General features: G+C 45.7%; 17 protein-coding genes and 7 tRNA genes. 3 read left to right on the top strand and 21 right to left on the bottom strand.

Annotated features, from left to right (window positions below):
* Window positions 1–23: 23 nt before the first annotated feature.
* From glmM to rlmE, 4 genes are all read right to left on the bottom strand, one after another.
* The gene (gene glmM / locus L5M18_RS00310) at window positions 24–1,361 is read right to left on the bottom strand and encodes a phosphoglucosamine mutase (protein WP_263195669.1); all 1,338 of its coding nucleotides are present in this window, start codon (window positions 1,359–1,361) and stop codon (window positions 24–26) included.
* Between the two features lie 80 nt (window positions 1,362–1,441).
* Entirely contained in the window at window positions 1,442–2,275 is an 834-nt protein-coding gene (gene folP, locus L5M18_RS00305) for a dihydropteroate synthase (protein WP_263195668.1), read from the bottom strand.
* Between the two features lie 211 nt (window positions 2,276–2,486).
* Complete coding sequence (gene ftsH / locus L5M18_RS00300) at window positions 2,487–4,457, bottom strand: ATP-dependent zinc metalloprotease FtsH (protein WP_168822810.1); 1,971 nt, start codon at window positions 4,455–4,457, stop codon at window positions 2,487–2,489.
* Between the two features lie 29 nt (window positions 4,458–4,486).
* The gene (gene rlmE, locus L5M18_RS00295) at window positions 4,487–5,116 is read right to left on the bottom strand and encodes a 23S rRNA (uridine(2552)-2'-O)-methyltransferase RlmE (RefSeq protein WP_006082724.1); all 630 of its coding nucleotides are present in this window, start codon (window positions 5,114–5,116) and stop codon (window positions 4,487–4,489) included.
* A 90-nt stretch (window positions 5,117–5,206) separates the two neighbouring features.
* Between rlmE and yhbY the strand changes: the two genes are divergently transcribed.
* Window positions 5,207–5,506, top strand: a complete 300-nt coding sequence (gene yhbY / locus L5M18_RS00290; protein ID WP_006082725.1) for a ribosome assembly RNA-binding protein YhbY — start codon at window positions 5,207–5,209, stop codon at window positions 5,504–5,506.
* 89 nt (window positions 5,507–5,595) lie between these two features.
* Here yhbY and secF read toward each other — a convergent pair whose 3' ends face one another.
* The 7 genes from secF to L5M18_RS00255 all read right to left on the bottom strand — a co-directional run bounded on the left by secF (window position 5,596) and on the right by L5M18_RS00255 (window position 12,317).
* Window positions 5,596–6,498 (bottom strand): protein translocase subunit SecF, encoded by a 903-nt coding sequence (gene secF / locus L5M18_RS00285; RefSeq protein WP_028761458.1) that lies wholly within the window; start codon window positions 6,496–6,498, stop codon window positions 5,596–5,598.
* Between the two features lie 2 nt (window positions 6,499–6,500).
* Window positions 6,501–8,315 carry a protein translocase subunit SecD gene (gene secD, locus L5M18_RS00280; protein ID WP_105251696.1) on the bottom strand — a complete coding sequence of 605 codons (1,815 nt, stop codon included), beginning with the start codon at window positions 8,313–8,315 and terminating at the stop codon, window positions 6,501–6,503.
* Between the two features lie 226 nt (window positions 8,316–8,541).
* Window positions 8,542–9,156 carry a hypothetical protein gene (locus L5M18_RS00275; protein ID WP_263195667.1) on the bottom strand — a complete coding sequence of 205 codons (615 nt, stop codon included), beginning with the start codon at window positions 9,154–9,156 and terminating at the stop codon, window positions 8,542–8,544.
* A gap of 385 nt (window positions 9,157–9,541) precedes the next feature.
* The gene (greA, locus tag L5M18_RS00270; protein WP_028761461.1) at window positions 9,542–10,018 is read right to left on the bottom strand and encodes a transcription elongation factor GreA; all 477 of its coding nucleotides are present in this window, start codon (window positions 10,016–10,018) and stop codon (window positions 9,542–9,544) included.
* 299 nt (window positions 10,019–10,317) lie between these two features.
* Entirely contained in the window at window positions 10,318–11,136 is an 819-nt protein-coding gene (locus L5M18_RS00265; RefSeq protein ID WP_263195666.1) for a DUF4198 domain-containing protein, read from the bottom strand.
* A 55-nt stretch (window positions 11,137–11,191) separates the two neighbouring features.
* Window positions 11,192–11,704 carry a DUF2271 domain-containing protein gene (locus L5M18_RS00260; protein WP_263195665.1) on the bottom strand — a complete coding sequence of 171 codons (513 nt, stop codon included), beginning with the start codon at window positions 11,702–11,704 and terminating at the stop codon, window positions 11,192–11,194.
* Between the two features lie 16 nt (window positions 11,705–11,720).
* A complete protein-coding gene (locus L5M18_RS00255) occupies window positions 11,721–12,317 on the bottom strand; it encodes a PepSY-associated TM helix domain-containing protein (RefSeq protein WP_212599331.1) in 597 nt (198 codons plus the stop codon).
* 470 nt (window positions 12,318–12,787) lie between these two features.
* Between L5M18_RS00255 and L5M18_RS00250 the strand changes: the two genes are divergently transcribed.
* Window positions 12,788–13,504 carry a hypothetical protein gene (locus L5M18_RS00250; protein WP_263195730.1) on the top strand — a complete coding sequence of 239 codons (717 nt, stop codon included), beginning with the start codon at window positions 12,788–12,790 and terminating at the stop codon, window positions 13,502–13,504.
* 201 nt (window positions 13,505–13,705) lie between these two features.
* On the opposite strand, the gene L5M18_RS00245 is transcribed toward L5M18_RS00250, so the two are convergent.
* The 10 genes from L5M18_RS00245 to L5M18_RS00200 all read right to left on the bottom strand — a co-directional run bounded on the left by L5M18_RS00245 (window position 13,706) and on the right by L5M18_RS00200 (window position 18,004).
* Window positions 13,706–13,780 (bottom strand) — tRNA-Gln (locus L5M18_RS00245).
* A gap of 40 nt (window positions 13,781–13,820) precedes the next feature.
* Window positions 13,821–13,905, bottom strand: a tRNA-Leu gene (locus L5M18_RS00240).
* 75 nt (window positions 13,906–13,980) lie between these two features.
* Window positions 13,981–14,057, bottom strand: a tRNA-Met gene (locus L5M18_RS00235).
* Between the two features lie 2 nt (window positions 14,058–14,059).
* Window positions 14,060–14,134: transfer RNA gene (locus L5M18_RS00230), tRNA-Gln, on the bottom strand.
* A gap of 24 nt (window positions 14,135–14,158) precedes the next feature.
* Window positions 14,159–14,233: transfer RNA gene (locus L5M18_RS00225), tRNA-Gln, on the bottom strand.
* Window positions 14,234–14,293: 60 nt separating this feature from the next.
* Window positions 14,294–14,378, bottom strand: a tRNA-Leu gene (locus L5M18_RS00220).
* A 94-nt stretch (window positions 14,379–14,472) separates the two neighbouring features.
* A tRNA-Met gene (locus L5M18_RS00215) sits at window positions 14,473–14,549 on the bottom strand.
* A gap of 208 nt (window positions 14,550–14,757) precedes the next feature.
* Window positions 14,758–15,849: a redox-regulated ATPase YchF gene (ychF, locus tag L5M18_RS00210; RefSeq protein WP_028761466.1), complete on the bottom strand. Its 1,092-nt coding sequence runs from the start codon at window positions 15,847–15,849 to the stop codon at window positions 14,758–14,760.
* A gap of 139 nt (window positions 15,850–15,988) precedes the next feature.
* Window positions 15,989–16,576, bottom strand: a complete 588-nt coding sequence (pth, locus tag L5M18_RS00205; RefSeq protein WP_028761467.1) for an aminoacyl-tRNA hydrolase — start codon at window positions 16,574–16,576, stop codon at window positions 15,989–15,991.
* 165 nt (window positions 16,577–16,741) lie between these two features.
* Window positions 16,742–18,004 carry an FAD-dependent monooxygenase gene (locus L5M18_RS00200; RefSeq protein WP_263195664.1) on the bottom strand — a complete coding sequence of 421 codons (1,263 nt, stop codon included), beginning with the start codon at window positions 18,002–18,004 and terminating at the stop codon, window positions 16,742–16,744.
* 377 nt (window positions 18,005–18,381) lie between these two features.
* Between L5M18_RS00200 and miaB the strand changes: the two genes are divergently transcribed.
* Window positions 18,382–19,806, top strand: a complete 1,425-nt coding sequence (gene miaB, locus L5M18_RS00195) for a tRNA (N6-isopentenyl adenosine(37)-C2)-methylthiotransferase MiaB (protein WP_173243250.1) — start codon at window positions 18,382–18,384, stop codon at window positions 19,804–19,806.
* Window positions 19,807–19,849: the final 43 nt, after the last annotated feature.

The following is a 19,849-nucleotide window of genomic DNA, read 5'->3' as shown; positions in this document are numbered from 1 at the left end:
ACTCATTACAAAATTAGCAAATATTAGCTTGCCGATTTTACCGCATCCGCAATCAAATTTGCGTGCGCCAATACTGCACTATGATCGTCACCTTCAACCATGACACGGATCAAAGGTTCAGTACCTGACTTACGTAATAATACTCGGCCACGCACGCCCAGTTGAGATTCAACCTGTGCCTGCGCCGCTTTAACTTTATCTGACTTAAGAGGGTCGTGCTCGCCTTCAAAGCGCACATTGACTAACACCTGCGGCAACATTTCCATCGCAGAAGTCAGTTCTTCTAGCGTGGCATTCTGACGACGCATAGCCGCTAACACTAAAATCCCCGCAACTATGCCATCACCAGTTGTGCCGTGATCAAGATTGAGGATATGCCCTGAATTTTCACCGCCTATGCGCCAATCGAGTTCTTTAAGTAGTTCCATCACATAACGGTCGCCCACTTTCGAACGCGCAAAGGGGATGTCTAATGCTTGCAAGGCGAGATCAAGCCCAAGGTTTGACATTAACGTACCAACTACACCACCGCGTAATACGCCACGGGATTTCGCATCACAGGCCAGAATATATAAAATTTGATCGCCGTCGATCACTTCGCCTTTGCTGTTGACCATCATAATACGGTCACCGTCACCGTCGAGTGCAATACCTAAATCGGCACTTTCGGCTAGAACGGTTTCACAAATTTTGCCCATGGACGTCGCGCCCACTTTATCATTGATGTTCACCCCGTTGGGTTTATCACCAATGGCAATCACCTCGGCGCCTAACTCACGAAACACAGCTGGCGCTATGTGATAAGTTGCGCCATGGGCACAATCAACCACAATTTTTAGCCCAGTTAACGTGTGTTCTGCAGGAAAATTACCTTTGCAATACTCAATATAACGGCCACGGGCATCTTCAATACGCGATACCTTCCCCAATAGATGCGACTCAACACAAACGAGGGGCTTTTCAAGCTCAGCTTCAATTTCTAGCTCTAGGTTATCGTCTAACTTACTGCCATCGGTGGAGAAAAACTTAATACCATTATCGTAATACGGATTGTGTGACGCGCTGATCACCACCCCAGCTTCGGCGCGAAACGTGCGCGTCAAATAGGCTACAGCTGGCGTTGGCATAGGTCCCATTAACATCACATTAAGGCCTGCAGCAGAAAGGCCAGCTTCTAATGCTGACTCAAACATATAGCCCGAAATACGGGTATCTTTCCCTATAATCACCTTTTTGGTACCACTGCGGGATAACACGCGCCCCGCCGCCCAACCTAACTTAAGCGCGAGCTCAGGCGTCATTTGACCTGAACCGACTTTTCCCCGAATACCGTCAGTTCCAAAAAATTTACGTTCTTTCATATCGCTCCACAAACTCAAATGTGTCCCAATGATTTGGGATCATAATATTAATTAAATGCTTAACGAGAGCATAACGATGCTTAAAAATACGCTTGTGTCGCTTGTAACACCTTGAGCATATCCACAGTTTCAGTAACATCATGCACACGAATGATATGAGCGCCCTTTTGGGCCGCTATCATAGCGCCAGCAAGGCTCCCAGCAAGACGTTCTGAGGTCGGTTTTGCTAAGAGGTTTCCTATCATGCTCTTACGAGACAATCCTATCAATATCGGTAAATCAAACTGGGCAAAACAGTCGAGCTTCGCCAGTAATTCATAGTTATGTTCTAAGCTTTTACCAAAACCAAATCCCGGATCGAGTATTAATAATTCACGGGGGATCCCTGCTCGCAAGCAAGCTTCAATCCGCTCAGTTAAAAAGACAGAAACTTCTTCAATAACATTATGGTAAGTCGGTGCAAATTGCATGCTTTTGGGTTCACCTTGCATATGCATTAAGCATATGGGGACTTGCAACTCTGCAGCAGCTTCAAGCGCACCAGGCTCCATCAGGGCGCGCACATCGTTAATCAAATGCGCGCCCGCAGCAACAGCTTGACGCATGACTTCAGGCTTACTGGTATCAACCGAAATCCACACATCATGGTGCGCCGCAACATATTTCACTAACGGGATCACCCGCGCAAGTTCATCGGCTAAGCTCACCTCGGCAGCGCCAGGTCTTGTCGACTCACCGCCAATGTCTATCATTCCCGCGCCTTGAGCCACCATGTCATCTGCATGCTGACAGGCAAGCTCATAGGAAGAATATTGACCACCGTCGGAAAAAGAATCGGGAGTGACATTAAGAATCCCCATCACAATGGGTGAAGATAACGCGAGGCGTTTAGTGCCAGCAATCAGTTCAAACACGCATTTACTCCTGTAATACGAACACTTACGATTTTACTCACTGGCATAACTGGCGTCATTAATTTCAAGCCTTCATTTTCTATCCGAAAAGACCAATGTCAGAAGATAAATATCAATGGTGGCAGAGAGTATCAATGACAGCGCAGTCAAATTGCTAACAAGGTAAAACAAGAAAACCCCTTTACGGGGTTTTCTTTGGTTTCACAACACATTACTTAGCTGGAGATTCATCAGGATCTTTCAGTTCTGGCTCAGCAGGTGCAGTCACACTGTCTTCAGCTTTCGCTGCTGGTTCACCATGACCATTGCCTTTATCGTTAGAACCATTGTCATCCACTTGCCAATCAGCAGGCTGACGCACTTCACGACGTTTCATTAAATCGTCAATTTGAAGTGAATCAATGGTTTCATACTTCATTAAAGCTTCTTTCATTGAGTGCAGAATATCGAGGTTATCCGTCAATATCTGTCTCGCTCTAGCGTAGTTTTTGTCGATAAAGACCTTTACTTCAGCATCGATAATGGTTGCAGTTTCATCGGACATCGCTTTGGCTTTACCCATGCTGCGACCTAAGAAGACTTCACCATCTTCTTCTGCATACAGCAATGGACCTAACTTGTCCGAGAAGCCCCACTGAGTCACCATGTTACGCGCAATAGATGTCGCGTATTTGATGTCCTGTGATGCGCCAGTCGACACTTTCTCAGTACCGTAGATAAGCTCTTCTGCTAAACGACCACCGTAGGCGACCGAAATTTGGCTTTCTAGCTTACGACGGCTCTGGCTCACTGAGTCAGCTTCAGGTAAGAAGAAAGTCACACCTAAGGCACGGCCGCGAGGAATGATAGTCACCTTGTGCACAGGATCGTGCTCTGGCACTAAACAACCCACAATCGCATGGCCCGCTTCATGGTAAGCAGTCATTTCTTTTTCGGCTTCAGACATCACCATAGAACGGCGCTCAGCACCCATCATGATTTTATCTTTTGCACGCTCAAATTCTTCCATGCCTACAACTCGGCGATTTCCGCGAGCCGCAAACAAGGCAGCTTCGTTCACTAAGTTAGCTAAATCAGCACCCGAGAAACCTGGCGTACCACGGGCAATCACACTCGCCTTCACATCTTCAGAAAGCGGCACTTTACGCATATGCACTTTCAAAATCTGCTCACGACCACGAACGTCTGGTAAACCAACGACCACTTGACGGTCAAAACGACCCGGACGTAATAACGCAGAATCGAGTACGTCTGGACGGTTAGTTGCCGCGATAACAATAACGCCTTCATTACCTTCGAAGCCATCCATCTCAACCAGCATTTGGTTCAGTGTTTGCTCACGTTCATCATGACCACCACCTAAACCCGCACCACGTTGACGACCGACAGCATCGATTTCATCGATGAAGATAATACAAGGTGCCGACTTTTTCGCTTGTTCAAACATGTCACGCACACGGGATGCACCGACACCAACAAACATTTCCACGAAATCAGAACCTGAAATAGTGAAGAAAGGGACTTTAGATTCACCCGCAATGGCTTTCGCCAGCAAGGTTTTACCTGTACCTGGAGGACCCACCATCAGTACGCCCGTTGGAATTCGGCCGCCCAATTTTTGGAATTTAGTTGGGTCACGCAGGTAATCAACCAGCTCTTTCACTTCTTCTTTTGCTTCGTCACAACCAGCAACATCGGCAAAAGTAGTTTTAATCTGATCTTCGCTCATCAGCTTGGCTTTGCTCTTACCAAAGGACATAGCGCCTTTGCCACCGCCGCCTTGCATCTGGCGCATGAAGAAAATCCATACCCCGATAAGCAATAACATTGGGAACCAAGAGATGAAGATTTGGGTAAGGAACCCTGACTCTTCGGCTTCTTGGCCCTTCATAGTGATGCCTTTACGATCAAGATCATTAATTAAATCTTGGTCATATAACGGCATGATAGTAGTGAATTTTTCACCAGTTCGTTTAGCACCTTCAATAGTACGTTGGTCGCTCTTAACTTCAACAGTTGCGACCTGTCCATCACGGACATTATCTAAGAAGGTAGAATAATCCATCTTCTGCGATGACGAAGAAGAGGGGGAGTAACCCTGAAACACTGACATCAGCACAACGGCGATGACAACCCAGAGTATTAGATTTTTTGCCATGTCACTCAAATTACTAGACCTCATTAAGTCTTGCGATTATTAACGCTAGGTTACTACAACTTGTACCCAGTCGCCACAAGATAGACTTCGCGGGAACGAGCCCGTGAAGAGTCTGGTTTACGTGTTTTAACGACTTTAAACACTGCTTTTACCGCTTTCATGTATTCGTCAAAGCCCTCCCCCTGAAAGACTTTTACCGCAAAACAGCCATTAGGAGCCAATACTTGATGGCACATATCTAACGCCAATTCCACTAAATACATGGCACGGGGCTGATCAACACTATCTGAACCACTCATGTTGGGTGCCATATCAGACAACACAACGTCAACTTTAGCATCACCGACGCGAGTAAGTAATGCTTGAAGGACTTTATCTTCACGAAAATCCCCTTGCAAAAAATCGACGCCGACGATGGGATCCATAGGCAAAATGTCACAGGCGATGACTTTACCTCTATCTCCCGCTAATTTAACTGCTACTTGAGACCAACCTCCCGGAGCAGCACCGAGATCAACCACAGTCATGCCTGGGCGAATTAGTTGATCCTTTTGCTGGATCTCCTCAAGCTTAAACGCAGCGCGAGATCGCAAGCCCATTTTTTGGGCGAGTTTGACATAGTGATCATCAAAGTGTTCTAGCATCCAGCGATTAGAACTGGCCGTACGTTTTATACCTGACATTTAAAATCCGCAACAATTGAGAGTTACACAAAGGCTATATAAGGGTAGAATAGCCGTTTTTCAACAGTAACTCAGCAAAAGTTGGTAGAAATGAACTTAACAACCAAACAAAAACAGCATTTAAAAGGTCTAGCGCATCCGCTAAAGCCAGTGGTGCTGCTTGGTGCCAATGGATTGACTGAAGGTGTACTCGCTGAAATTGAAAGCGCACTCGCTTATCATGAACTGATTAAAGTGAAAGTAGCCTCTGCCGACAGAGAGCTAAAAAATGCCATCGTTGATGCCATAGTACGTGAAACTCAATCCGCAAAAGTGCAACTTATTGGTCATATTCTGGTGATTTATCGTCAATCACCAGAAATGAAAATTGCTTTGCCAAAGGCAAAGTAATTTTTCTTGATTTTATCGTGTTAACAAAAAGGCCATTCAATCGAGTGGCCTTTTTGTTTTCGCTGTTAATTTAAGCGATTGGCATAGCCCTAAGGTGTTTCAGAAATCACTTGTTCCTTATAATGCTCAGGCGTTAAGCCTAATAACTCAGGCAATGAGGTACCAACTGAAATCGAAGAGAATGTGCCGGTTAATATACCGATAAACATTGCAATCGAAAATCCTTCCAGCGGCCCACCGCCCATGATCCACAGCGCACCGACCGTCATTAAGGTTGTTCCTGAGGTCACCATAGTGCGAGAAAACGTCGCCACAATTGCTTGGTTGTTAATGTCTTGAATAGCAAGCTTTGGCTTAGCAATCAATAATTCACGAATACGGTCAGCGATAATGATCGAATCGTTTAAGGAATAACCTAAAATCGCCAGCACAGCCGCAAGTATCGTTAAATTAAACTCCATCTGAGTCAAGGCGAAAAATGCCAGCACGAACACTACGTCATGCACTAAAGCGAATAGGGCACCCGATGCGAGTCGCCATTCGAAGCGATAACTTAAATAACCTAATATCGCCAGCATAGCGACTAACAACGCCAAACCGCCCTGCTCTGCCAATTCTTGACCAATCTGCGGCCCGACAACACTGCTGTTAAGCACTTGCACTTCAGAGTTAAGCGGCGCTAATACCTGCTGAATATCGATATTACCTTGCTCTGTATCGGCACTCTTTATATCGGAATAGCGCAACACCCAACGTCCCGGCTCACTGGCGGAGACTACACTCACTTCTTGCTGATAAGCGGCGTTGAGTAAAGGTTGCAATTCACTGCTGGTAATTTTTCTATCGATCTGCACTTCGGTGACGACACCGCCAGTAAAATCTAAGCCCCAGTTAAAACCTTTCACGCCGATGATGGTTAACGACACTAGCATCAACAAAATAGAGATAGCACTCGAAACATAACGCCATTTAGTTAGATTAATATTTTTCATGATTATACCTTCACATGACGGCTAGCATCACGTCCATAAACTAAGTTGATCAAGGCCCTTGAAGCAAAGATACCGGTAAACATGCTGGTCAATAGACCTAGACCTAAGGTCAAGGCAAAACCTTGGATTGGACCATTACCTATGGAGTAAAGCACCACAGCAGTGATCATAGTGGTGAAGTTGGCGTCGAAAATGGTAGAAAACGCGCTATCAAACCCCGTATCAATTGCCAGCGCAAAACTGCGACCTTCCTTTAACTTATCTTTTATTCGCTCGAAAATCAGTACGTTGGTATCAACCGCCATACCGACTGTTAACACCAAACCCGCAATACCAGGTAAGGTCAACACAGCGCCAGGGATAAGCGCCAGTAAACCAAACAGGATCACCATATTGGAGATCAGCGCTATATTCGCCACCCAGCCGAGACGGCGATACCAAAGCGCCATAAACAGCAAGGTAATCCCCATCCCTAAACCAAGGGCCGCAAAACCGTTTTCAATGTTTTCAGCACCCAGCGTCGGGCCAATAGTGCGCTCTTCAACAATAGTCACTGGCGCCGTCATAGAGCCCGCTCGCAGTAACAGGGCTAATTGTTGTGCTTCTTGATAGGAGCCTGCACCCGTAATACGAAAACGATCTCCAAGTTGGGATTGAATCGTCGCAACACTGATAATCTCTTGTGTTTGCTTTGCCTTGCCTTGCTCATCACGGCTGTATTCGCTGTAAGACGTCGCCATAGGTTTGCCGATATTGGTACGGGAAAACTCAGACATTTTCTGCCCACCCACACGGTCAAGGTTAATGTTCACCTCCGCCATGCCCATCTCGCCTAAACTCGCCCTCGCATCGACAATATGATCGCCACCCAGCACTGGTGTGCGGCTCACATAAATAGGCTTACCAGACTTGTCATTGAGTACCATAGCATTAACGGAGCCAGACTCTTTAACCTCGAAGAAGGCCAAACTCGCCGTAGCACCGATAACATTTTTGGCGGCGGCAGGATCTTGTACTCCAGGCAATTCAATCCGAATTCGATGCTCCCCTTGACGCTGCACTAAAGCTTCAGTGATACCGAGTTCTTCAATACGGCTGCGCATCACTTGTAAGTTTTGCTGCACTGTCAAGTTACGCAGTTTCGTTTGCTCTTCTTGGCTCAACTTAATCAGTAAACCCGCGCCATCTGCATTGGATAGCTGCCAATTAGGATAGGACTCTTTCATCATTTGACGCACGGCAGCACGGGCATCATTATCGGGCAACGTCATGTTTAACTGATGACTTTGGTCCAAATGCACGCTGGCACCACGAATTTTCTGCTCACGGATGAATTGACGTAGCGAATCAACAAGCGTCTCGGCCTGAGTTTGATAAACAGGATCAATATCAACATCGAGTAAGAACTGTACGCCACCGCGCAAGTCGAGCCCGAGTTTAATCGGCTGAAAGCCTAAGTTTTGTAACCAACTTGGCGCCGCACTGGCAAGGGATAAAGTCAACTCTTTTGGCTCTGCGACCATAGAAGAGACTAAAGTTTTGACTAAGGTTTGTTGGTTATCCGCATCGAGGACAATTAAGGTTTCACCATTTTTTTGGTCGATACGTTTTACCGTCACGCCTTCAGCTTGTAGCTTATCTCGAAGGGCAATAGGTGTGAGCGTTAACCCCGCCTTCGCGCCCACCTGCACCGCAGCATCCTCACCGTAAAATGTCGGCAAAGCACTGAATAGCATCACGATAATAGTGACAATAAGCACTAAGTATTTCCAAGCTGAATAGTGATTTAGCAGCCGTTGATTGGGTTTTCTTTCCATGGGATTAACTCGCTATTTAACACTCAGCATTTGAATCAAATCGCTAAGCGAACATATTGATATCAGTCCGAAACACATAATTGAGTACCAGCGGCTAAGCTCGTAAGGCTCAAATCATCACTGCTTACTTAAGCAGATATAAAAAGTTTCGGTGAGTACAAAAAGACAACAGCATGAAAAATCGATAAGAGTAGGCTCCTATCAACGTCATGCCTAAATAGGCGAGTTAAGCGGCTTGTTGGCTAAATCGATATTGAAGATTTGAGACTTTCCAACCCGAAATTCGGGCGGGGGAAGAAACAGCAGAAAGCGTCCAATCTGATGTGATATCAAGATCGGTGGGTTCAACGACATTGGATGTCGGTTCGGCAGTAAAGTCTACAGCGAGTACATATACTGGCTTGACCTCACGCACATCGTGCTGGGCAAGACTGATAAATCGCGGCGAATTTATCGGGGCAAAATCTAAGTCATCAGAATGACTTACATAGTCAGAGCTCGGACAAGGTGCTGGCTGTGATTCTGAGTCTGAACTGACTAGATCGGTATCATGACTATTCGGTGAGCCGCAGCTTTCAACGGTTTGCGCATCAGACTGTGCATTAGATTGGGCGATAACATCGGCATCGGGCAAGCTTTGAGGCTCAGCGCTTAGTTTTGTATGGGGAGTCGAGCTATCAAGACTCACAGTATGCATCTGAGCCGTTTGTTTCAGAGCAGTGTGTTTCTGACCCATATGCATCTGAACATAATGTCGAGTTGCATCACTGCGCTGTACTGAGGGTTTTGGCGCATAGCTAGCCGAGTGCGCAATCAACATGATCGCCACGCAAACTAACATCAATCCTGTACGCCAATGTTTGACCAAAGCGTGCCCTCTTATAAAACATTATCAAACTAAAGATGAACCTATTCACTGTTCGCTTTTGATGCTTAACTGTGGGTCCATAATGTGAAACTCGCGCAAAAAAACAACATACACATTTCGCCAATGTTGATTTTGCTAGGATGGCAGCTTAGGTAAAAACCTACAAAGAGACAAATTAAACTTTGTCCATCTTACCCCGAATTCAACGCTGAAGCGCGATCGATATCCTTGGCTAAAGCCGTAAACTCAAGCCGTAAACAAACTTAATTCGCGGATAACAAAAAACCGCCCTAGGACGGTTTTAGCGATATCGCATGAGTCACGCTCACAACACTATAAGCAAAGTAATATAAGCAGATTATAAATACTGTACTGAGATGATTTCGTAATCTGTCATACCACCTGGTGTAGTAATAGACACTTCATCACCTTCATTTTTGCCGACTAAACCGCGGGCTATTGGTGAATTCACTGAAATCAGGTTTTCTTTAATATTCGCTTCGTCATCGCCGACTATGCGATAAGTCACTTCAACATCGGTATCGAGATTTAAAATAGTCACAGTGGCGCCAAAAATGATACGACCGTTATTCACCATCTTAGTGACGTCGATAATTTGCGCGTTAGATAACTTACCCTCAATATCACGGATACGTGCTTCACAAATACCTTGTTCCTCACGAGCCGCATGGTATTCCGCGTTTTCTTTCAAGTCGCCTAACTCTCTCGCTGAAGCAATTGCTTCAGTGATTTTAGGGCGACGGTCAAACTTGAGAATATCTAACTCTTTACGCAGCTGCTCTGCACCGACAACTGTCATAGGAACCTTAGTCATAACTTCTTTCGTCTCCTTTAAAACAAAAGCAACCCGTGCCAACGCTAAGGTCAACACAGTCAAATGAGGGTGGAATTGCGCTATTCTAATCGTTATGCGCTTTTGATGCACCAAGAACAATGCATTGACGCAGCTTACCCAACCTTAAGCAGAGTTACCAGTAATCAAATTCAAATCTGTATACCTAAGGAAATTTCGCACAAGTTTTAGCTCGAAATGAATACAAAAATGCCCACTCGCCATTTAGACCGTGGGCATTAGGACTCAAAGCAAAAACCTCAAATTAGAGGTTAACTCACTTATTCAAGCCCAGCCTCAAAGGTCAAAAAGATTTCGCTAACCGTTTTATCAGCAAGGGATTTATCTGAATTAGGGCGCTCAATTGCCGCATGTAAGAGATAACGTCCTGCTGAAGGTAAGATCATTGAAACTTTACCGTCTTTATCTGAGGTAAATTCGATTTCCTCTGGTTTGTTACGATATAAGCTACCGTCTTTCATAATGGCGACTTTAACGCCTTCAACGGGCTTACCATCAAAAACAAATTGCAGGGTAGCAGCTTCGTTCTCAACAATATCTGCAGGATGAGTCACAGGCACTAGTTCTAAATATTCCCCCTTAGGCTTTAACACTTCCTCAGTTGGCTTATTACGTGTGACATAGGTTTCAACCCGCGACACATTTAAAGAACTTTCAAGATCATAGGCTCCCTTTGGCATAGCAGCAGTTGTGGCTTTTTTATCCATACGGCTGCGTACAACCCCTTCTTTTCCTTTAACTTTATATTGAGAAAAATAACGAGGTGAAACTTCTTTTTCAAACTTATAAGTGCCATCTTGCATCAGTTGCACATCAAACACCGACTTACGTCCGCCCGTGTAACTTGAGCTTGGAGACGTTGGTTTTCCATTTGGCTGTAACACACGCACATCACTGGCACTAAAAGGTTTATCCATCATAAACACTTGATTGCTGGCAGACACATCTGAAGTAATCCACACAATTTCTTCACTTTCAGCCGAAACGTTGAAGTGGCTAGGTAAAATCCATCTGTCGTGGCTACTTGCCAATGGGCTAATACAAAGTGTGCCAAGTAATGTAATAAGACGTAATTTCATGCCTTTTCCTTAAGTTTAACGATTAATATACGGGCTAAATATTTAATGGATTGACTCAACGAGCCATGCCGCTTAAGCGTATGTCGATAACGCCAGTTTCTGTCGTGGCGGGCAACTGCACAGAGAAATCTCCCGCAGCTAAATCGATATTTTGTCGTACAAGATCGCGACCACCGTGTTCACGCACCACTTCAATAAATACAGTGTAAGTGGCAGGTTCAAGCACTTTTCCCGCCTCATCTTTTAAATCCCAATCGATTTTGTAATGACCCGCGGGACGTGTCGCAGATGCAATACCGTCAACAAAGCTCATATCTTCGCGTCCGGCTTTACGCCACCAACGACGGATGTCTTTAAGCCATTTATGACCTTCATCCCAAACCCAAAGGCTTAAGGTTTTTACCGGTTGTCCTTGGGCATCCTCAACCCATACAGCCACATAAGGTCTATGGTATTGGCCTTCGGTAATTTCCGGCAAGGTTAAATCGACTGTCATTTGTGGCGCAGCAAACGCAGCTGAACTCACAAACAAAGCACTCACCGCAATGGTACGAATAAGATGACGCATACTCGGTCTACACTCCTTATGGAACAAAATAAACATACACAAGCCCGCAACTACTGCTGACGAGTACCATGTATAACAATGACTTTTTGAGGCGCTTGGTTTGAGGCAGCAACAAATAAGCCCCAGTGAGCGAAAATAAAATGATAAGCACAGCGCTGAGATCGAGTATCCAAGCCCAAGCTGTGCCTGTGTTACGGCCCTTATGCAAATCATTCACTACGGCAACGACACCGTAATCTAAGGTTTCGACATAGGCTTGCCCGTCGAGCAAGTCCAATGTCAGGCTGCGGTAAGTGCCGGGCCCTTTGCTGACTAAACTAATTTCATCTTCATCGATATCGGCACTCGCCATATCCATAGCCCATTCACTTTTCAACCAATGACCCGCAGCCAGACGCCATTGTGAGTCTTGGGCATTAACGGGTAACAAATAGGCAGGGATTGGCACTTGTTCCCGCTTAGGTTCCTGATCAGCTTGAGAAAACCAATTAGGATGATTTAACGTTATACCTGTCACCGCAAAAAACAGCATCAGCAACAATAAAGCCATAGACACATAAACATGAATAATGCGGGCAAAGGACAAAGACGACTTACTGACTCTTAATTTCAATGATGCACTCTCAAAAACAAACCGAAGAGAAATACCTCCAGAGTCTGCTTTCCCTATGCAGCTAAAGATAGAAATGAGCTGCATTCAACTAATTTAATGCGCCGAGATTAAATGAGATCGATTATCAAACAGAACAAAGTTTACAAACTTTACATATTCAATACTGAAAAAGAAGTTAAAAAGTAAGAAGAAAAATAAGTGCTAAAAATAAAGCACTTAGGGGTAAATCTGTTTTTAGCACTCAAAAACCATTACCTTCGATTAAATTAGCAGCAAATGATTTATTGTATCACCTGTAAATACCTTTCAAATTCAGGAGGATAAAATCCAACATTTGGGCTAATTTTTTTGCTTAAAATTTACTTTGCCACCCTCTCGTTTACCTTATGCCAATCAGCTACAATCCGCCGCCGGCGACTTGCTGGTACTTCCAAGGAAATATCATCTTGAGTACATCTCTGCTCAAAAAAATGCGCTGCCTGCATATTATGTGGCTCGCATTAATGCTCAACGCCTGCGTTGCACCACTATTATTAATGTCACCTCAAGGCCAGCTCATGTGGGCCCTGCTTAAACCCCTTGTCGGTTTAGACCCGAACGATGTCGGATTATTCGAACAACCGCTCATCAAAAACCGTATGCAGGAATTGCTGGGTAAAAATTACGATACCACCCTGTCCCTGCTCAAAACGGCCGACAAGATCCAACAGGAAGGTCCACTCATCTACTTAGTGTCGACTTACACCCCTGTCCCCGAAATGGCTGAAAAAGCGGGTCTAGTTTGGAACTCAGACACCAACCAAATGGCAGTCATGCTAATGAAAGGCGGCGCGCCCTCAGTGTTCTCTGAGCAATTCAGTAATCAGGTAGAAAAACGGGTCCCAAGTTGGCCGAAGGAATTAGCCGACTATACCGATCCACAGAAGTTACAACAAAAAGCCTTAGAAGCGGGCGCAAATCAAGTACAGCAACAATTAGCAATACCTGATGCTGTCAAAGCCGTTGCAACAAGTGATGTTAAAGCGGCCCAAGGTGCCGTTATTGATAGTGCGGTCACAGAGAATGCCGTCATTAAGAATGCTGCAATGCCAATCAATATCACTGAAGCGGCTGCAAAAGTCGCCGTTCCAGCGGCTCCAGCAGAAATAAAATCGCCACCTGTTACTCCTGAAGTCAAAAAGCAATAAAACGGATCACCACAGTGCCAGCTCAAATGGCACTGTGGATTAACTTTGAAAATAGCTGAATTGCCACAACCAACGGGAATTATAGAGACAAGGGAAAGGCTGGAAGGGCTAATATTGAAGGGAAACTGAAAGCAAAATAACGCTAAGTTGAAAAAAGTTAAAAAGAAAAAAGCCTGTCCGAAGACAGGCTTTTTAACTTTTTGGCTGGGGTACAAGGATTCGAACCTTGGGATGCCGAGATCAAAACCCGGTGCCTTACCACTTGGCGATACCCCAATAAACTGTGTTTAATCTTCTATCGAAGATTGCATTTTGATGGTACGGGAAGAGAGACTTGAACTCTCACACCTCGCGGCACCAGAACCTAAATCTGGCGTGTCTACCAATTTCACCATTCCCGCATCAAAATGTACCAAAATTGTCTATTCAACATTTTTGGATTTTTCTCTGATAAATCACTTTAACAGAGTTAAATATGGTAGCAATGGCGGGACTTGAACCTGCGACCCCAGCATTATGAGTGCTGTGCTCTAACCAGCTGAGCTACATTGCCAATGGCTGGGGTACAAGGATTCGAACCTTGGAATGCCGAGATCAAAACCCGGTGCCTTACCACTTGGCGATACCCCAATCAACTTGGAAACTGAGAAAAAATGGCTGGGGTACAAGGATTCGAACCTTGGAATGCCGAGATCAAAACCCGGTGCCTTACCACTTGGCGATACCCCAACTAACTCTGTTTCAAACATCCGCTATCGCCGATGTTTCTAAATTCATATATCTAAAAAATGGTACGGGAAGAGAGACTTGAACTCTCACACCTTGCGGCACCAGAACCTAAATCTGGCGTGTCTACCAATTTCACCATTCCCGCACAGCTTCATGTTTACATCGTGAAGAGATGCTAGCAATCAATGCTAGAGTAAAATCGTGATTCATTTTATATAAGAAATTTATCTTAAATAAAATGGTAGCAATGGCGGGACTTGAACCTGCGACCCCAGCATTATGAGTGCTGTGCTCTAACCAGCTGAGCTACATTGCCACATCGATATTACGCGCCCCTCTCAGCGAGGAACGGGGCGTATTATGCTTATTCGAGGTATCTAGGTCAACAGCTTTTTTTCGCTATTTCCCTTAGGTTAAGCTGTTCGGCTATTACTTCACCAAACTGAGCAACAGATGTGCTAAATAACACCTTGTTGCTCATACTTAGCTTAATTTATCGAGACTTACAGCGTGAATAAGCTTTGTTATACGTTAAACAGGAAATGCATCACATCGCCATCTTTAACGATATAGGTTTTACCTTCCACGCGTAACTTACCGGCTTCTTTCGCGCCAGCTTCACCTTTGTGGGCAATGAAGTCGTCAAATGCCATCACTTGGGCACGGATAAAACCGCGTTCAAAATCGGTATGGATAACGCCCGCCGCTTGCGGAGCACTCGCCCCCACTGGCACAGTCCAAGCACGCACTTCTTTCACGCCTGCGGTGAAATAGGTTTGCAGATTCAGTAATTCATAACCTGCGCGGATCACACGATCTAAACCTGGTTCTTCGATACCCAGATCCGCCATAAATTCATCGCGCTCCTCGATTTCCATCTCGGCCAGTTCAGATTCAATCGCCGCACATACGGCAACAACGATAGCGTTTTCAGTGGCAGCAATGGCGCGAACGGCATCTAAGTGCGGGTTATTTTCAAAACCATCTTCCGCAACGTTAGCAATATACATGGTCGGTTTTAAGGTTAAGAAGTTCAGGTAAGCCACCGCTTCCAGCTCTTCTTTCGATAAATCCATTGAACGCAACATTTTAGCTTCGTCTAAAATGGGGCGCATTTTTTCTAATACTTCCACTTCAAACTTAGCGTCTTTATCGCCACCTTTAGCACGTTTCTGCTGACGCTGAACCGCACGCTCTAAACTGTCTAAGTCAGCTAAGGCTAATTCAGTGTTGATGACTTCGATATCGCCAGCAGGGTCAACCTTGTTAGCAACGTGAACAATGTTGTCATCATCAAAACAACGTACTACATGACCAATAGCATCAGTTTCACGGATGTTAGCGAGGAACTTGTTACCTAAGCCTTCACCTTTAGATGCGCCAGCCACAAGACCCGCAATATCCACGAATTCCATGGTGGTAGGTAACACACGTTGTGGATTCACAATCGCAGCTAACGCATCCAGACGTGGATCCGGCACAGGTACAACACCAGTGTTAGGTTCAATGGTACAAAACGGGAAGTTAGCCGCTTCGATGCCAGCCTTAGTTAACGCATTAAAAAGCGTTGATTTACCTACGTTAGGAAGACCAACAATGCCGCATTTAAAACCCATATGCTTACCTTTCTCTCGATTATTGGCTGACAAGTCACACTCATCAGCGAGGTTTAGTCGTCCTGCCCTATGGCAGCACATTACTGAATAATTAAATCACTTGAATCACTTAACACTTGAGTCTCGCCAAAGGCAAAACCTACTCCGCTTTAAAGGAGTGTAATCTGTTCATGGCTTTCACCATGTCTTGTTTAAACAAAATTTCGGTAGAACGCACGGCTTCATCTATCGCCGCCTCGATAAGTTCTTGCTCTTTAGCAGGTGCTTTTCCCAGTACGTAACCACTCACTTGATTTTTATCACCGGGATGACCGATACCTAAGCGTAAACGGTAGAAGTTTTTATCGTTAGCCAGTTTAGCAATAATATCTTTCAGACCATTGTGGCCGCCATGACCGCCACCGAGCTTAAACTTAGCCACACCGGGCGGCAGATCGAGTTCATCGTGAGCGACCAGAATCTCTTCCGGCGTGATACGAAAAAAATTCGCCAAAGCGCCAACCGCTTTACCGCTTAAATTCATATAAGTCGTCGGGATCAATAAGCGGACATCTTTACCGTGCAATACGGCTCTGGCGGTCAAACCAAAATACTTACTATCGGCCACTAAAGTCACGCCGCAAATTCTCGCTAACTCAAGTACGTACCAAGCCCCCGCATTATGGCGAGTGTGTGCATATTCAGCACCTGGATTAGCCAGACCAACTATTAATTTTATTTCGCTCATGACACTCAATATCGTTATTTCGTCGATGACAGCCGCGCAAAGCGCCGACTGAACTGACCATACCTGCTAAAAACGCGGCATTTTAGCACTCAAACCCCAAGTCAACAAATGCCACGTCATCGCACAGGAGCAGAACACAAGGTCAGAACACAGAACAACTCAGCGTTAATTAAGTCCCATAGCATATTTAAGGACAGTCTTTTTGAGCGGGGAATTGATGTTTGCCAACTTTAACGCGCCATTACGCAGCAGCTTTAGCGGCAGAATATCGTTGCTAAAACCGGCGTAAAACAAATCCATCGCCGTCATCATCAATTGATTATCGCGATAACGTTTGCGCTGATATTGGGCAAGCACTTCATTCGACCACCAGAGGTTATTTTGAGTTAATGCCTCCTTTATTACCGCCAAAAATGCTTCGACATCCTTAAACCCAAGATTCACCCCTTGGCCTGCGAGGGGATTAATGGTGTGAGCGGCATCGCCTAAAATCACCACATTATGGCGATAGTAACGCTGGGCATGGCGGCGAGTGAGGCCAAAACTGCCTTTATTCTCAACGGTAAAATCAGCGTCCAAGCGCGCTGGAAAATGCACTCTTATCTGATCTGCAAGCTGTTTATTATTAAGCTGCATTAACTGCTTAATTCGATTGGCATCGTCGTACCACACCAGCGAAGCGTTATTGCCTGGTAAAGGTAATAATGAACGCGGTCCTTTGGGCGTAAACTGCTGCCAAGTCACATCCTGTTGCCCCTGTGCGGTGTTGATATTAATCAACATGGCCGATTGAGCGTAATCCCAACCCGAAATGCCAATTCCCGCCCATTGACGTACCTGCGAGTGAGCACCATCGGCGCCAACCAACAACTTAGCGGTCAGTTTACTATTTGACTGTAAGTGCACGCTCACACCGTCGCTATCGCGGGCAAATGCCACCACTTTATCGGGACAATATAAGGTGATGCCAGCCAATTGTGTCATCTGTTGCCACAGGGCAAGTTGGATTAAACGGTTTTCGACTATATGACCTAAATGGCTGGCACCAATTTGCGAACTGTGGAATTGGGTGATGCAGCCATCGAGCTCCCAAGTTTCTAAGCCCAAATAAGGCACATTACGCATCTTGAGCAATGAGTCCAAGGCGCCAAGACGTTCAAGCAGCGTTTCAGAAGCAACACTGATGGCCGAGACTCGCACATCTAATGGCTGTTCGGCTTGATAAGCCTCTGGCGCAAAGGATTCAATCACCGCCACTTGCAAACCCTGTTGGGCTAATCCAATTGCCGTCGCCGCACCAACCATGCCGCCGCCGACAAGAATGACATCGAACTCAGTGCCTTCAGCATGAGTGACGTCAGAATGAGTCACGTTAGAATCTGTGGTGTCGGATATCATCTGTGCATGTGTCTCTTCAATCTGGCTCATCCTACTTACCACCTTAGTTACGACCTTAGTTACCACCTTTAAGCCCTTCTGTATTTCTGCCCAAGCGACTTTTCACAAACCCGCTCGATTATGCCTTATATCAAGATACCACGGAAATGTTGAGCGCATTTCGATTCGAAATCCGTGAAGACATAGGCATTCAAGCCCGAATAGTTTGCTGGAAATAACGAAAGCTCAACCTGTTAACAATATTAATCTTGCTCAAATGCAGCCGAACAATAAAAACTTACCATTTGTGAGGGTATCGTACTTGGCAAAAGCCAACAGCTAAAAGTGTGGACAAAGCTGGTCAGCAGCCGTAACAGCAGGTAAAATGTCGCGCTATTTTTATTGGTCATCTTAGGGCGACACAACTGATGAGTAAGAAACTCCATATCAAGACTTGGGGCTGTCAAATGAATGAGTATGACTCATCCAAGATGGCTGATCTGTTAGGCGAATACCAAGGTTATACCTTGACTGAAGAAGCGTCTGAGGCAGACATTCTCCTGCTCAACACTTGTTCTATCCGTGAAAAAGCGCAAGAAAAAGTGTTCCATCAGCTAGGACGCTGGAAGACGCTTAAAGATAAAAATCCCAATTTGATTATTGGCGTGGGCGGCTGCGTTGCCTCACAAGAAGGCAAAGCCATTAAAGACAGAGCCCAATGTGTCGACATTATTTTCGGACCACAAACCTTGCACCGTCTGCCCGAGATGATCGAGCAAGTGCGCCGTGGCGACAAAGCGGTTATCGATATCAGCTTCCCTGAAATCGAAAAATTCGACCGTCTGCCAGAGCCACGCGCCGAAGGCCCAACCGCGTTTGTGTCTATCATGGAAGGTTGCAGCAAATACTGCTCGTTCTGTGTTGTGCCTTATACTCGCGGCGAGGAAGTCAGCCGTCCATCGGACGATATAATCCTTGAAATCGCCCAATTGGCGGAGCAAGGTGTGCGCGAAGTAAACTTGCTCGGCCAAAATGTGAATGCCTATCGCGGCGCAACTCACGATGGCGCAATTTGTACTTTTGCGGAATTACTGCGCTTCGTGGCAGCCATCGACGGTATCGACCGTATCCGCTTCACGACCAGTCATCCGATTGAGTTTACACAAGATATCATCGACGTTTACGAAGATACCCCTGAGCTTGTGAGCTTCTTGCACTTGCCAGTGCAATCGGGTTCTGACCGTATTCTCACGGCGATGAAACGCGGCCATATGGCGATTGAATATAAGTCAATCATCCGCCGCCTGCGTAAAGCCCGTGAAGGGATTCAAATCAGCTCGGACTTTATCATTGGCTTCCCTGGCGAAACCAAAGAAGACTTCGCCGATACCATGAAGTTGATTGAAGACATAGGTTTCGACCACAGCTTCAGCTTTATCTATAGCGCACGTCCGGGCACGCCAGCGGCGGATTTACCCGATAACGTCGATATGGAAGAGAAAAAACAACGTCTGGCGATTCTGCAAGACCGCATCACCCAGCAAGCCATGCGCTATAGCCGCCACATGATGGGCACAGTGCAACGTATTCTGGTTGAAGGACCATCGGTGAAAAATCCTATGGAACTGCGCGGCCGTACTGAGAACAACCGAGTGGTGAACTTCGAAGGTCAACCAAAACACATTGGTACTTTCGTTGATGTCGAAATCGTCGACGTTTACACTAACTCACTGCGCGGTACTTTTATTCGCGGCGAAGATGAAATGGATCTACGTCGTAGCCTGCGCCCTGCTGAAATTCTGGCCAAGCGCAAGCAAGATGATGAACTGGGTGTGACTCAATTTAAGCCATAAGCGTTAAATCGGCTTAAACAGTACCGATATCAGTACCTATATA

Source organism: Shewanella sp. SM20 (assembly GCF_025654545.1).
GTDB lineage: Bacteria > Pseudomonadota > Gammaproteobacteria > Enterobacterales > Shewanellaceae > Shewanella > Shewanella oncorhynchi.
Note: the sequence above shows the minus strand (reverse complement) of the source record. Positions and strands in the feature narration are given on the sequence as shown.